Genomic DNA, 14,553 nt, shown 5'->3' on the forward strand with positions numbered 1-14,553 from the left:
AATCCCCTCAATCGGCCAGCAAAAAGGTCAGCACGCGGTCGCTGAACGCGTCGCCGGCCTGAACGTTGGAAAGGTGCGCCGCATAAAACTCGGCGTACTCGGCGCCGCGCACATGCTCCTGAATGAAGTGCCCGCCGGACGGTGGCGTCACCGCATCTTCGGTACCGGCGATCACCAGCAACGGCACCGTGATCGACGACAACTGCTCACGGAAATCCGCATCGCGTACCGCTGCGCAGTTGGCGGCGTAACCTTCAGGATTGGTCGCGGCCAGCATGTCGGTGATCTGCTTGGCTGCGGCCGGGTTGGAGGCGGAAAAGTCCGGGGTAAACCAGCGGGCAATCGATGCATCACGCAACGCAACCATCGCCGCCGGGCCGTCGCGCAGCACGGTTTCGATGCGCGGGTTCCACACCGACGGATCGCCGATTTTTGCCGCGGTGTTGCAGACGATCAGTTTGTTCAGACGCTGGCCGGCATTGATCCCCAGCCACTGGCCGATCAGGCCGCCCATCGACAGACCGCAGAAATGCGCACGTTCGATGTGCAGCGCATCCAGCAGCGCCAGCACGTCTCGGCCCAGTTGCTCGATGCTGTAAGGGCCCGGCGTCACCAGCGACTGGCCGTGCCCGCGCGTATCAAAACGCAGCACGCGAAAATGTTCGGTGAAGGCCGGCATCTGCACGTCCCACATGTGCAGGTCGGTGCCCAGCGAGTTGGACAGCACCAGCACCGGCGCATCGGCCGGGCCTTCCAATGTGTAATGCAGTTCGCCATCGGCGAGTTGAACGAAAGCCACAGCCCTCTCCTTTCAGTCAGACAATGCGTTGTGTTCGGCCACCGCACGCTCGACCCAGACCTGCGCCTGACCGAGGTAATGGGCGGGATCGAGCAGATGATCCAGTTCGGTTGCGCTCAGCTCTGCGGTCACCTGCGGTTCGTCACCGAGTACCGCACGCAGATGGCGCTGTTCGGCCACCGCTCGTTTGCAGCATTGTTCGAGCAGATGATGCGCGGTATCGCGGCCGACCCGTTGCGCGAGCACGATGCTTACCGCCTCGGCCAGCACCAGGCCTTGGGTCAGTTCCAGGTTGCGGGCCATGCGCGCGGCATCGACTTCCAGACCATCTGCCAGCAGCCGCGCCTGTTGCAGCGCGCCCGACACCAGGCAGCAGATTTCCGGCAGGGTTTCCCATTCGGCGTGCCACAAACCGAGGCTGCGTTCGTGTTCCTGGGGCATGGCGCTGAACAGCGTAGAGACCAGCCCCGGCACGCGGGTGGCGGCGCCGATCAGCACCGCCGCGCCCACCGGATTGCGCTTGTGCGGCATGGTCGAGGAACCGCCCTTGCCCGGCGCCGACGGCTCGAACACTTCCGCCGCTTCGGTCTGCATCAACAGGCTGATGTCGCGGCCGAACTTGCCGAGGCTGCCGGCGATCAGACCGAGCACCGCGCCGAACTCGACGATGCGATCACGCTGGGTGTGCCAGGGTTGTTCCGGCAGGGTCAGGTGCAGTTCTTCGGCCAGCGCCTGGGCGATCGGCAACGCCTGTTCGCCGAGCGCCGCGAGGGTGCCGGACGCGCCGCCGAATTGCAGCACCAGCAGTCGCGGTTTGAGCTCGCGCAGACGCTGACGGCTGCGCGTGATCGCACCGAGCCAACCGGCGATCTTCATGCCGAGCGTCACCGGCGTCGCGTGTTGCAGCCAGGTGCGTCCGGCCAATGGCGTCGCGGCGTGGCGCTGCGCCTGAATGGCGAGGGAGTCGGCCAGTTGCGCCAGCTCGCCTTCAATCAACTCCAGCGCCTGGCGCAATTGCAGCACCAGCCCGGAATCCATCACGTCCTGACTGGTAGCGCCCAGATGCACGTAGCGCTCGGCTTCGGCATCGGTCGCGGCAATCTGTTTGCCCAACGCCTTGACCAGCGGAATCGCCGAATTGCCGGCCGTGGCAATCGCCTCGCCCAATGCCGCGAAATCAAACAGCCCGGCGCGACAGGCGTTTTCAATCGACGCGACAGCACTCGCCGGAATCAACCCGACGCGCGCTTCGGCCCGGGCCAGCGCCGCTTCGAAGTCGAGCATCGCCTGCACCCGGCCCTGATCGCAGAACACGTCGCGCATATCGCGGGCAGTAAAGTAGGCATCGAACAATTGATTGCCCGGTCGCTGAGTCATAAACAGTCCTTGCCGGCGCGGGCCGGTGTGGCCCGCGCGCATCGGTTTAAAGGTCGTGGTGCAAATACTTCGCTTCTTTGGGCAGGCGCAGGCTGAACAGGAACGCCACGGCCATCATGATCGTGACATACCAGTAGAACGCGTTTTCCATCCCGCCGGCCTTGAGGCTCAGGGCGACGTATTCTGCCGAACCGCCGAAGATCGCGTTGGCCACCGCATACGCCAGACCAACGCCGAGGGCGCGGACTTCCGGCGGGAACATCTCGGCTTTCACCAGACCGCTGATCGAGGTGTAGAAACTGACGATCGCCAGCGCCACGGTAATCAGCACAAAGGCCAGGAACGGGCTGCCGACACTTTTCAGGCTGAGCAGGATCGGCACCGTGAACAGCGTGCCGAGGCCGCCAAACCAGAGCATCGAGTTACGCCGGCCGATCTTGTCGGCGAGCATGCCGAACAGCGGCTGCATGCACATGTACAGGAACAGCGCGCCGGTCATGATGTAGCTGGCGGTCTTGGCGTGCATGCCGGCGGTGTTCACCAGGTACTTCTGCATATACGTGGTGAAGGTGTAGAAAATCAGCGAGCCGCCGGCGGTGTAGCCGAGCACGGTGATGAACGCGGCCTTGTGGTCGCGGAACAGTGCGCGGATGCTGCCGGCGTCCTTGTTCTCGCGCATTTCCTTGCTGGTGGTTTCTTTCAGCGAGCGGCGCAGGAACAGCGAAATCAGCGCAGCGGCCGCGCCGACCACGAACGGAATCCGCCAGCCGTAGGCACGCAATTCTTCTTCGGTGAGGAACTGTTGCAGGATCACCACCAGCAGCACCGCCAGCAGTTGCCCGCCGATCAGGGTCACGTACTGGAACGAGGCGAAGAACCCGCGCTGGCCCTTGAGCGCGACTTCGCTCATGTAGGTCGCGGTGGTGCCGTACTCACCGCCCACCGACAGGCCTTGCAGCAAGCGCGCGAACAACAGCAGCAGCGGCGCCCAGACGCCGATGTCCTTGTAGGTCGGCAGACAGGCGATCAGCAACGAGCCGAAGCACATCATCAGGATCGAGATCAGCATCGAGTTCTTGCGCCCGTGCTTGTCCGCGACCCGGCCGAAAATCCAGCCGCCGATCGGTCGCATCAGGAACCCGGCGGCGAACACGCCTGCCGTGTTGACCAGCTGCACCGTGGGGTTGTCGGAGGGGAAGAACGCCGGGGCGAAATAGATTGCGCAGAAGGCGTAGACGTAGAAGTCGAACCATTCGACGAGGTTGCCGGACGACGCGCCGACAATGGCGAAGATGCGCTTGCTGCGCTCTTCACCGGTGTAATGAGAGGTGAGGGTTGTCATTGTTTTTCACTCGATAGGGACAGTGAGAGTCTAGACACACTTCGCAACAGTCCCGTTCCACATCCTGTACTGACCGTTCCCACGCAAACGCATTCGGCGCCTCGACGTTGATCGTTCCCACGCTCCGCGTGGGAATGCCGCCATGGACGCTCTGCGTCCACTGTGACGCGGAGCGTCACGGTATGCATTCCCACGCAGAGCGTGGGAACGATCAGTATCCGGTTCAATAATCGAAGAACACGGTCTCCGCATCAGTGCCCTGCAGAATCACATTCCACTGATAAACCCCCGCCGCATCCGGCTTCGCCAGCAACGTGGTGCGGCGCTCGGCCGGTACGCATTCGAGCAGCGGATCATTGACGTTCGCCGGATCGCCTTCGAAGTAGATCCGCGTCAGCAAGTGCTTCACCAGACCGCGCGCGAACACCAGCACCACCAGATGCGGCGCCTGGGTCGAGCCCTTCAGGCCTTCGACCGTGCCCGGCTTGATGGTGGTGAAACGGAAGCGGCCTTCGGCGTCCACCGGCACCCGGCCGAAGCCTTCGAAATTCGGATCGAGCGGCTTGGCCTGCTCGTCTTCCGGGTGGTCATATTTGCCGGCGGCGTTGGCCTGCCAGACTTCGAGCATGGCGTCGTTGACGACATCGCCGTTGCCGTCCACCACTTGCCCGGTGATCGCCACGCGCTGGCCGAGGGTCAGTTCGTTGGCGAGGTTTTCACGGTTCAGCCAAGTCAGGCCGATGTGGTAATACGGCCCGACGGTGTGGGACGTGGTCGCAGTCAGGGTCATCTCATTTCTCCATCGGCGTGGCTTCGCGGCCGCGCAGCACGATGTCCCAGCGATAAGCGAGGGCGTAGGACGGAATGGTTTTTTCCAGATCGAAAGCGGCGATCAGTCGTTCCTTGGCCGAGGTGTCCGGCACGCAGTTGTAGATCGGGTCGTAGGCCAGCAGCGGGTCGCCCGGGAAATACATTTGCGTGACCAGGCGCGTCAGGATGCTCGGTCCGAAAAACGAGAAATGCACGTGCGCCGGGCGCCAGGCGTTGTGGTGGTTGCCCCACGGATAGGCGCCGGGCTTGATGGTCTGGAACTGATACCAGCCGTCGGCGTCGGTCACAGTGCGGCCGGTGCCGGTGAAGTTCGGGTCCAGCGGTGCGTCGTGCAGGTCACGGGCATGGTTGTAGCGACCGGCGGCGTTGGCCTGCCAGATCTCCACCAGAATCCCCGGCACCGGCAGGCCGTCTTCGTCGAGCACACGCCCGTGAATGATGATCCGCTCGCCGAGCGGTTCACCCTGATGCTGGGCGGTCAGATCGTTGTCGGTGTCGGCCACTCGCTCGGCGCCGATGGTCGGGCCGGTGATTTCCGACAGCGAATGCGGCAGAAACACCAACGGCTTGGACGGCGAGCGCAGATTGGTGGATTGATAGGTCGGGTGCAGGTACGGCGGCTGGGTGCCTTCCTGCGGGCGGCGGTAACCAGGCTTGTCAGTCATTTCGCTTTCCTCTGTTCTTTTCATCACGGCTTGCGTCAGACGCGTTCGATGGCCAGGGCCAGACCCTGGCCGACACCGACGCACATGGTCGCCAGACCTTTCTTGCCACCGGTCTTTTCCAGCTGATGCAGCGCGGTCAGCACCAGACGCGCGCCGCTCATGCCCAACGGGTGACCGAGGGCAATCGCGCCGCCGTTCGGGTTGACCTGGGCCGCATCGTCCGCCAGCCCCAGTTCGCGCAGCACCGCCAGACCCTGGCTGGCAAACGCTTCGTTGAGCTCGATCACATCGAAATCGCTGACCGCCACGCCGAGGCGTTCGGTGAGTTTGCGCACCGCTGGCACCGGGCCGATGCCCATCACCCGTGGCGCGACCCCGGCGCTGGCCATCCCGAGCACTTTGGCGCGGGCGGTCAGACCGTGTTTTTTCACTGCTTCGGCCGAGGCCAGAATCAGCGCGGCAGCACCGTCGTTGACGCCCGAAGCGTTGCCGGCGGTGACGGTCTTGTCCGGGCCGTTGACCGGTTTCAGTTTGCTCAGCGCTTCAATCGTGGTATCGGCGCGGGGGTGCTCGTCCTGGCTGACCACGGTTTCGCCCTTTTTGTGGGCGATCCGCACTTCGACGATTTCCTCGGCGAAGTAGCCGGCAGCCTGGGCAGCGGCAGTACGTTGCTGACTGCGCAGGGCGAAAGCGTCCTGATCCTCGCGGGAAACTTCGTAGTCGTCGGCGACGTTGTCAGCGGTCTGCGGCATCGCATCGACGCCGTACTGCGCCTTCATCAACGGGTTGATGAAACGCCAGCCGATGGTGGTGTCCTCCAGTTTCATGTTGCGCGAAAACGCCGCGTCGGCCTTGCCCATCACGAACGGTGCGCGGGACATCGACTCGACGCCGCCGGCAATCGCCAGCTCCATTTCGCCGCTGGCAATGGCGCGGAACGCCGTGCCGATGGCATCCATCCCCGACGCGCAGAGGCGATTGAGGGTGACGCCCGGCACGCTCTCCGGCAGACCGGCCAGCAGCAGCGCCATGCGCGCCACGTTGCGGTTGTCTTCACCGGCCTGGTTGGCGCAGCCGAGGAATACTTCGTCGATGGCGCTCCAGTCCACCGACGGATTGCGCTCCATCAGGGCCTTGATCGGCACGGCGGCCAGGTCGTCGGCGCGAACCGCCGCCAGACCACCACCAAAACGGCCGATGGGGGTACGAATCGCGTCGCAGATATAAACGTCGCGCATCATGCTTCTCCCGGTGCCTGGCCGTGAGCCGCTGCGGTGCGGGCTTCGAGATCGCGGAGGGCGGTCAGCTCGACTTCGGTCGGTTCGGCGGTGGTGTCAACGTTGTCGGCAAAACGGATGGCCCAACCGGTAGCGGCGACCACTTGCTCGCGGGTCACGCCCGGGTGCAGTGCGGTGACCACGAATTCATGGGTGCCCTCTTCCGGCTCCATGATGCACAGGTCGGTGATGATCCCGACCGGGCCGGCGCCCGGCAGGCCCAGACGTTTGCGCGAATCGCCGCCCTCGCCATGGCCGACCGAGGTAATAAAATCGAGCTTGTCGACAAACGAGCGCGCCGACTGTTTAAGGATGATCAGCACGCTTTTCGCGGAGCCGGCGATCTCCGGCGCACCGCCGGCACCCGGCAAGCGCACTTTCGGCTGGTGATAGTCGCCGACCACGGTGGTGTTGATGTTGCCGAAACGGTCGACCTGGGCTGCGCCGAGGAAACCGACGTCGATGCGCCCGCCCTGCAGCCAGTAGCGAAAAATCTCACCGGTTGGTACGACGGTGTCAGCGGTTTCCGCCAGTTCGCCGTCACCGATCGACAGTGGCAATACGCTGGGTTTGGCGCCGATCGGGCCCGACTCGTAGATCAGCACCACGTCCGGCGACGAAGTCAGGCGCGCCAGGTTGGCGGCTTTCGACGGCAGGCCGATGCCGACGAAGCACACCGAGCCGTTCTTCAGGCGACGGGCCGCGGCGACGGTCATCATTTCATTGGTGGTGTAAGTCATTACTTGGCCTCCGAAGCAGCGGCCAATTTGGCCTGGAACTCGCTGAAGTCAGCGCAGCCATGGATGTATTCGTTGATCCACGCGGTAAACGTCTCACGGTCGCGGGCGATCGGATCCCACGCTTGATAGAAGCGATTGTCACGCTCGGTGTAACCGTGGGCGTAGGACGGATGCGCGCCACCGGGTACGTGGCAGACAGCGCTCAAGGCCCAGGTCGGCAGCACGCAGGCGTTCATCGGGGCGTTGAGGTTGTCGACGATTTCTTCGACGGTGACGATGCACCGCTTGGCGGCCAGTGCGGCTTCTTTCTGCACGCCGAGGATGCCCCACAGCAGCACGTTGCCCTGACGGTCGGCTTTCTGGGCGTGGATCACGGTCACGTCCGGACGCACCGACGGCACCGCCGCCAGCACTTCACCGGTGAACGGGCACGTTACGGATTTGATCAGCGGGTTGACCTTCGGCAGGTCCGAGCCGGCGTAGGCCCGCAGTACCGCGAACGGTAGGCCGGAGGCGCCGGCGACGTAGGCATTGGCCAGGTCGGCGTGGCTGTGTTCTTCGATTTCCAGCGCATGCGGCCATTGCTTCTCGACCGCGTCGCGCAGACGGTGCAGCGAACCCACGCCAGGGTTACCACCCCAGGAGAAAATCAGCTTGCGTGCACAGCCGGCGCCGATCAGTTGGTCGTAGATCAGGTCAGGCGTCATCCGCACCAGGGTCAGATCTTTCTTGCCCTGACGAATGATTTCATGACCCGCCGCCGTAGGGATCAGGTGAGTGAAGCCTTCGAGCGCGACGGTGTCGCCGTCGTTGACGAATTGCTTCACCGCGTCGTGCAGCGAAAGGATCTCAGCCATGGAGCGGGCTCCCGTTTTTGTAATGAATCGCCAGTGAATAAAAAGGCGCGAGGTTCTGCGCCGGAGTCACTGAAGATTAAGCCGCTGATTTTCGCCAAACAATCCGATAATCGACTGAGTGTTCGTTTATCGAACAGATTGTTATCAACCTATCGTTCCGTCATTGATCGTTCCCACGCTCTGCGTGGGAATGCAGCCCGGGACGCTCCGCGTCCTTACGGAGCCGAGCGCGAAGCAACCTCTGAAGCCAGTTCGACGAGGGAACGATCCTGCAATGAAACTCAGGTCGCGTCCGCGTGACTGACCAGGCCCTTGATCACCACCGCTGCCGTGGCCAGCCCGGCCGGAATCACCAGCGCCGTCAGCACCTGCTCGAAATTCCAGCCCAACCCCAGCAGGGTCGCGCCCATCCACGCCCCGAGAATCGCGCCAAACCGGCCGATCCCAAGCATCCACGACACACCGGTCGCCCGGCCCTGCGTCGGATAAAACCGCGCCGCCAGCGACGGCATCGCCGATTGCGCACCGTTGACGCACATGCCCGCCACCAGCACCAGCGTCGCCAGCAGCGTGATGTTGCCCAGGCTCTGCCCCACGGCGTAGGCAAACACCCCGGCCAGCAGGTAGAAAATGCCGATGACCTTGTGCGGATTGAACCGGTCCATCGCCCAGCCTACGCCGACCGCACTCAACACCCCGCCGAACTGGAACAACGCGCCGATAAACGCCGCCTGCTCCATGCTCGCGCCGCTGTCGCGCATCAGGGTCGGCAGCCAACTGGTCAGCAGGTACACGATGACCAGGCCCATGAAATAGGTCAGCCACAGCAGCAACGTGCCGACGCTATAGGTGCCCGAGAAAATCACCGCAAACACGTTGCGCGCTTTGACGGTTTTCTGTTCCGGCACGCTGAAACTCGCGGCCTGCGCGACGATGGCAGGATCAATGGGTGCGAGGGTCTTGCGCACCTTGTCGGTGCCGCGATTGCGCACCACCAGATAACGCGCCGACTCCGGCAGCCAGAGCAGCAGCACCACGGTGAGGATCAGCGGCAGGATCCCGCCGATCAGCAACAGGCTGTGCCAGCCGAATGCCGGGATCAGCTTGGCCGAGATGAATCCGCCTCCGGCCATGCCGAGGTTGAAGCCGCAGAACATGCTGGTCACCAGCAGCGACTTTTTACGCTCGGGGGTGTATTCCGACAGCAGCGTGGTGGCGTTCGGCATGCCGGCGCCCAGCCCCAGACCGGTCAGGAAACGCAGCACCAGCAGTTGATCAACATTGGTGGCGTAGGCCGACGCCAGACTGAAAGCACCGAACAGAAACACCGCGCCGACCAGTACGACTTTTCGCCCGAAGCGGTCAGCCAACGGCCCGGAGCCCAACGCGCCGAATACCATACCGATGAGCGCGGCGCTCATCACCGGGCCGAGGCTGGCGCGGTCGATGCCCCAGTCCTGGGACAGGGCCGGCGCAATAAAACCCATGGCCGCGGTGTCGAGGCCATCGAGGAACACAATCAGGAAACACAGAATCACCACTCGCCATTGATAGCGCGAGATCGGTTGGGCATTGATGAAGGACTGCACATCGAGGCAGTGACCTACAGCGGACTGAGGCTGGTTCATTATTTTTATTCCACGCAAGAAAACGCAGTCGAACGGCGGCCGGCCAGAGAGCGGCACGGTCACAACTATATAAGGAAGAAATCAGGCGTTGCGCTAATACCGGCAACAGGAACGGGAGCGGCGACAGTCGGGGAACGTGCGCATGGGAAGTTGCCTCTTGTCATTATTATGAGAGTCGACAATCCGGCGGGCTCATTCACATTCGCGCCGGATGACGCTGCCGCGACATTAATGATCCGGGGGTTTTAGCGTCAATTCGATAAACGCAACTCTGTGCGTTTATCGAACAGCTTCATCAGGCAAACAATTGCGCGCTGAGGTCGCGACTGGCGCTTAACAGGCCCGGCAGAAAGCGCTGCTCCAGCTCGGTACGGCTGACACGACCGGCGTGGGTGCTGACGTTGAGCGCGGCCACCACTTGGCCGGAGGCGTCGTAGACCGGCACGGCAATCGAACGCAGGCCCTGTTCCAGTTCCTGATCGACGATGCACCAGCCCTGCTGCCGCACTTCCTGCAAGCATTCGAGCAAGGCGTCGGGGGTGTGAATGGTGCGGCTGGTCTTGGCTACCAGTTCGGCGTGGTCGAGGTATTCGCGCAGCGAGGTGTCGTCCAGCGCCGCCAGCAGGATCCGCCCCATGGACGTGCAGTACGCCGGCAACCGCCCGCCCACCGAGAGGTCCACCGAAATCAGACGCTGAGTGGTGGCCGAACGGGCGATGTAGAGAATGTCGTCGCCTTCCAGCGTGGCCATGTTGCAGGCCTCGTGCAGTTGCTCGCTCATGCGGTCGAGGTACGGCTGGGCCGAGACCGCCAGCGGCGTCGAAGACAGATAGGCGTGACCGAGAGTCAGCACTTTGGGCAGAAGCGAATAAGTGCGCCCGTCGGTGGTGGCGTAGCCGAGCTTGATCAGCGTGTGCAGGCAACGGCGCACGGCGGCGCGGGGAATTTCCGTGCGATGGCTGATCTGGGCGATGGTCAGGTGGCGCTTGCGCTCCTGAAACGCCTGCACCACCGCCAGGCCACGGGCCAGGGAGGTCATGAAATCCGGATCGCCGGTCAGGGCCTGGATACGCTTGGCCGGCGAAGCGACGATCGGCGGCGCTACCGAGGTGAAGGAATTGCGCATTTGATCGTTCATGTCGGGTCCTTGTTCTTGTTCGGATCAACGGCTATACAAGCGGCTCGCTGGCGGATACACAAGCGACAGACCGCCAACACCGGGCGATTATCGAACCGTCGACCGATAATCGCAATCGCCCTCGTCTCCTCGTTAAGGCGGTGCGGAACGGATTTGAACTTGGAACGCCGGTGCGGTTTAAGCGCCTTAGTTGTCCGACTAAATGGCGCCAGAAATCAAACACTGCGCAATGACGATGCAACTATTGATGAAAGTTGCACGTCACAAAACAATCACACATTCAGAACCGTTTTTAACTTGGCAAAGATAGGCAATCCCGATTCGGCCGCTATAATGCACCTTAGTGACACCGCGCTTTTATTTGCCGACGGTGCCACCCGCTGGCGCGATGTCCATCGCTGCCGGCCCCGGCCAGCGCCTGATGCTCATTACTCATGCACCGCCAGCGCGCTCGCTGAAACAGGAAACTGATGCTGCGTCAGTTTTAATCTGGTGCCGTAGCCGCCTGCAACATGGAAGTCCTGACCGTCTTCCCGACAACCGCTGCCTGTCCGGGCGAGCGCTTGTTGGTGAACCGGTTAAATGATTCGTTGCAGTGCGTTCACCAGACATTTATCTCAACTCATACAGGTAGCACTGTGACGAAAGACGAACTGCGCGCGGAACTTGAGCGCCAGGAACAACGTTACAAGGAAGTTTACGGCGGGGAAGTCACCACCTACGCCGCCCAGCCCGAACCAGAACGCAAAGCCTGGCGAAAACGCCCTACCGTTCAGGATCAGGTCTTCCAGCAAGAACTGAAAAAAATGGAAGAGGAACTCAAAGCCGAAGAGCCGTGATGCCTTCCTTTGAGACTTTCGAGGGTAAGCGTACTCACCGGGTTACAAGCACGGTGGACTGACGATGCCTTGCGCGCCCGCTACCCGCGGGCAGCGGCCAACTCCCCTGTATTGCACAGGTCTGGAGCATGTCAGACGCGTTTCTCAGATATTTCATACAAGTTTCACCCCCCTCCCGACAACCGGCCAATCCGCCGGCATCTCGCATTTTTATCAATGGAATCAACATCTTGCAAAACCCTTCAAAAAGCTTGGGTAATGCACCTTGATACAAATTAATTTGGCGAAGACGCTTACCGATGAGCAGGTAGGGGATCGATTTCCAGTCTTTTCTGGCATAATCGCGCCCCCTTATGACCGGGTCAGAAAACCTTCATGATCGATTTATTCAGCGGACTGGATGCCTGGGTGCTTGTGAGCCTCCTGCTCGCCCTGACATTTGTCCTCGCCTTCGAGTTCATCAATGGATTTCATGACACCGCTAACGCGGTAGCCACTGTTATCTACACCAAAGCGATGCCGCCTCACCTGGCGGTGTTCTTCTCGGGCGTGTTCAACTTCCTCGGCGTACTGCTGGGCGGCGTTGGCGTGGCGTATGCCATCGTGCACCTGCTGCCGGTAGAACTGTTGATCAACGTGAACACCGGCCATGGTCTGGCAATGGTGTTCTCGCTGCTCGCCGCCGCGATCGCCTGGAACCTGGGCACCTGGTACTTCGGTATCCCGGCCTCCAGTTCGCACACGCTGATCGGTTCGATCCTCGGTGTCGGCCTGGCCAACGCCCTGATCAACGAAATTCCACTGGCTGACGGCGTCAACTGGCAGAAAGCGATCGATATCGGCGCCTCGCTGGTGTTCTCGCCGATGGCCGGCTTCCTGATCGCCGCGCTGGTGCTGATCGGCCTGAAATGGTGGCGACCGCTGTCGAAGATGCACAAGACGCCGGAACAGCGCCGCAAGATCGACGACAAGAAGCACCCACCGTTCTGGAACCGCCTGGTCCTGGTGATCTCGGCCATGGCCGTGAGCTTCGTCCACGGCTCGAACGACGGCCAGAAAGGTATCGGCCTGATCATGCTGGTACTGATCGGTATCGTGCCTGCGCAGTTCGTACTCGACCTGAACAGCACCACTTACCAGATCGAACGTACTCGCGATGCGACCCTGCACCTGAGCCAGTTCTACAAGCGCAACGCCGACACCCTGGGCGAATTCCTGGCCCTGGGTAAAAGCGTGGAAGGCGACCTGCCGGAAAAATTCCGTTGCAACCCGCAACAGACCGAACCGACCATCGCCGCCCTGCTCGACACCCTAAAAGGTGTGGCGGACTACCACTCGCTGTCCGCTGAAAGCCGCATCGAAGTGCGTCGCTACCTGCTCTGCCTGGACGACACCGCGAAGAAAGTCAGCAAACTGCCAGGCCTGGCCGCTCGTGAAAAAGCCGACCTGGACAAACTGCGCAAAGACCTGACCACCACCACCGAATACGCCCCGTTCTGGGTGATTCTGGCGGTCGCCCTGGCCTTGGGCCTGGGCACCATGGTCGGCTGGAAACGCGTGGTACTGACCATCGGCGAGAAGATCGGCAAACAAGGCATGACCTACTCGCAAGGCATGTCGGCCCAGATCACCACCGCCAGCCTGATCGGCCTGGCCAACATCTTCAGCCTGCCGGTGTCCACCACCCACGTCCTCTCCTCGGGCGTGGCCGGCACCATGGTCGCCAACAAAAGCGGCCTGCAAGGCGGCACAGTGAAAACCATCCTGCTGGCCTGGGTCCTGACCCTGCCAGCCACCGTGGCCCTGTCGGCCGGCCTGTTCTGGCTGGCGTCGAAGGCGCTGGGTAGCTGATAGACCGCTGTAATGAAAAAGGCGTGATTCGAAAGGATCACGCCTTTTTTGTTGGGCGCGGTAAAGAGGGGCTGAAGATCAAGAGCGCCCTCACCCTAACCCTCCCGAAACGTCGGACCGCCCGTAGGGAGAGGGGACTGACCGAGTTGTTTGGGAGAGGTACGCCGACGTGAGATACCGAGGTGTACTCAGGTCTTAAAAAGCAAACATCTAAAGCCTGCCTTTGCCTTGGCTTCCCACCACTCAACACGATGAGCGTTAGCTCGAGTACAGCTTTTGACGTGCCAGCCCCATCGGAAGGCTGAGTGGAGGGATTTATCCGGGGGTGGGAGCGCAGCGACCGTGCGGCGCAGCCGCATGCATCGAGAGGAGGTGCAGCGAAGCAAACCGTAGGCGATGCCCCCGGATGAATCCCGGAACGAAGGAACGCCGAGCCACAGCGAGGTGCCGAACGCAGGGGCCCAGCCTTTTGCTTACTTTTCGGCGTTTGGAAAAGTGAGCCGCTGTAAGAGCGGAACCGCCAGCCGCAACACCCGCAAAAACGGATATTCACAAAAAAACACCCAAAGCATGGTCGGCCCAAAGGCCGCCAAGACACAAAAAAAAGGGCAACCGAAGTTGCCCAAAATGCCTTGCGTGCTCATCAAACCCGGAAGAATCAAGGCTTCTTGCGCTTGTTCGCATCCTTCCAGATAAAAAATCCAAACCCTGCAAAAAACAGAACCATCAGCCCCACAGTCAGGACCCCGGCAAACACCACGTTATCGAAAAACATGACTGGCCTCCTGGCCCCTGCTCTGCTGCGATGGAACTAAGTTAACCAATCAGGCAGGCGCAGGAATTGACCGGGATCAATGCCGGTCACCATGGGGAGGAAAGGAAGGGAAATAACTGACCTGCATCAACGGATGCAGGGGAGATCAACGCTTTTTCGGTTTGTTTTTCGGCTTTTTCTTCGGCTTACCCAAAGGCATGGCCTGCTCGAAAGCCTGGCGAACTTCATTCAGGCGCTTCTCGTTGAGGTCATGAACCCGCTTGGCGCGTTCGGTGTTGAGGTCAATCAGCTTGTCGTCTTGGCTCATGGCGTTCGGTGCATCGCTTGGACTGAATCACAACTGCCGGATCACCGACAGGACTGCGCCAATAATGCGGCCTGACGCGGGCGCTGACCAGCCACTGACCTAAACGCTCTACAACAATTCATGTACC

The 14,553-nt window shown here is 61.7% G+C and carries 14 protein-coding genes; 2 read left to right on the forward strand and 12 right to left on the reverse strand.

Annotation, left to right across the window (positions count from 1 at the left end; translation table 11 throughout):
* Positions 1-7 precede the first annotated feature (7 nt).
* The 10 genes from pcaD to pcaR all read right to left on the reverse strand — a co-directional run bounded on the left by pcaD (position 8) and on the right by pcaR (position 10,654).
* Positions 8-799, reverse strand: coding sequence for a 3-oxoadipate enol-lactonase (pcaD, locus tag AC07XZ_RS12365; protein WP_102686620.1), 792 nt, complete (start codon positions 797-799; stop codon positions 8-10).
* A gap of 12 nt (positions 800-811) precedes the next feature.
* Positions 812-2,176: a 3-carboxy-cis,cis-muconate cycloisomerase gene (locus AC07XZ_RS12370; RefSeq protein ID WP_102686619.1), complete on the reverse strand. Its 1,365-nt coding sequence runs from the start codon at positions 2,174-2,176 to the stop codon at positions 812-814.
* 46 nt (positions 2,177-2,222) lie between these two features.
* On the reverse strand, positions 2,223-3,518 hold the full coding sequence (locus AC07XZ_RS12375; RefSeq protein WP_085605407.1) for an MFS family transporter: 1,296 nt from the start codon (positions 3,516-3,518) through the stop codon (positions 2,223-2,225).
* Positions 3,519-3,741: 223 nt separating this feature from the next.
* Entirely contained in the window at positions 3,742-4,308 is a 567-nt protein-coding gene (gene pcaG, locus AC07XZ_RS12380; protein ID WP_064593979.1) for a protocatechuate 3,4-dioxygenase subunit alpha, read from the reverse strand.
* A gap of 1 nt (position 4,309) precedes the next feature.
* Entirely contained in the window at positions 4,310-5,014 is a 705-nt protein-coding gene (pcaH, locus tag AC07XZ_RS12385; protein ID WP_102686617.1) for a protocatechuate 3,4-dioxygenase subunit beta, read from the reverse strand.
* A 35-nt stretch (positions 5,015-5,049) separates the two neighbouring features.
* Positions 5,050-6,255 carry a 3-oxoadipyl-CoA thiolase gene (gene pcaF / locus AC07XZ_RS12390; protein ID WP_173892755.1) on the reverse strand — a complete coding sequence of 402 codons (1,206 nt, stop codon included), beginning with the start codon at positions 6,253-6,255 and terminating at the stop codon, positions 5,050-5,052.
* Entirely contained in the window at positions 6,252-7,031 is a 780-nt protein-coding gene (locus tag AC07XZ_RS12395) for a CoA-transferase subunit beta (RefSeq protein ID WP_085612381.1), read from the reverse strand. The genes pcaF and AC07XZ_RS12395 overlap by 4 nt, the downstream gene beginning before the upstream one ends.
* Complete coding sequence (locus AC07XZ_RS12400; RefSeq protein ID WP_003222404.1) at positions 7,031-7,888, reverse strand: CoA transferase subunit A; 858 nt, start codon at positions 7,886-7,888, stop codon at positions 7,031-7,033. The genes AC07XZ_RS12395 and AC07XZ_RS12400 overlap by 1 nt, the downstream gene beginning before the upstream one ends.
* A 281-nt stretch (positions 7,889-8,169) precedes the next feature.
* Positions 8,170-9,516, reverse strand: a complete 1,347-nt coding sequence (gene pcaK, locus AC07XZ_RS12405) for a 4-hydroxybenzoate transporter PcaK (RefSeq protein WP_011332817.1) — start codon at positions 9,514-9,516, stop codon at positions 8,170-8,172.
* A 295-nt stretch (positions 9,517-9,811) separates the two neighbouring features.
* On the reverse strand, positions 9,812-10,654 hold the full coding sequence (pcaR, locus tag AC07XZ_RS12410) for a pca regulon transcriptional regulator PcaR (protein WP_007917109.1): 843 nt from the start codon (positions 10,652-10,654) through the stop codon (positions 9,812-9,814).
* A gap of 638 nt (positions 10,655-11,292) precedes the next feature.
* Here pcaR and AC07XZ_RS12415 point away from each other — a divergent pair.
* Positions 11,293-11,493, forward strand: coding sequence for a hypothetical protein (locus AC07XZ_RS12415; protein ID WP_007957826.1), 201 nt, complete (start codon positions 11,293-11,295; stop codon positions 11,491-11,493).
* Between the two features lie 375 nt (positions 11,494-11,868).
* Positions 11,869-13,344 carry an inorganic phosphate transporter gene (locus tag AC07XZ_RS12420; protein WP_102686614.1) on the forward strand — a complete coding sequence of 492 codons (1,476 nt, stop codon included), beginning with the start codon at positions 11,869-11,871 and terminating at the stop codon, positions 13,342-13,344.
* 658 nt (positions 13,345-14,002) lie between these two features.
* Here AC07XZ_RS12420 and ccoM read toward each other — a convergent pair.
* Positions 14,003-14,119, reverse strand: a complete 117-nt coding sequence (gene ccoM / locus AC07XZ_RS12425; protein ID WP_007959205.1) for a cytochrome c oxidase subunit CcoM — start codon at positions 14,117-14,119, stop codon at positions 14,003-14,005.
* Between the two features lie 145 nt (positions 14,120-14,264).
* A complete protein-coding gene (locus tag AC07XZ_RS12430) occupies positions 14,265-14,426 on the reverse strand; it encodes a hypothetical protein (protein ID WP_007959203.1) in 162 nt (53 codons plus the stop codon).
* Positions 14,427-14,553 lie beyond the last annotated feature (127 nt).

Source organism: Pseudomonas sp. GW458-11-26-14-LB4 (genome assembly GCF_059423925.1).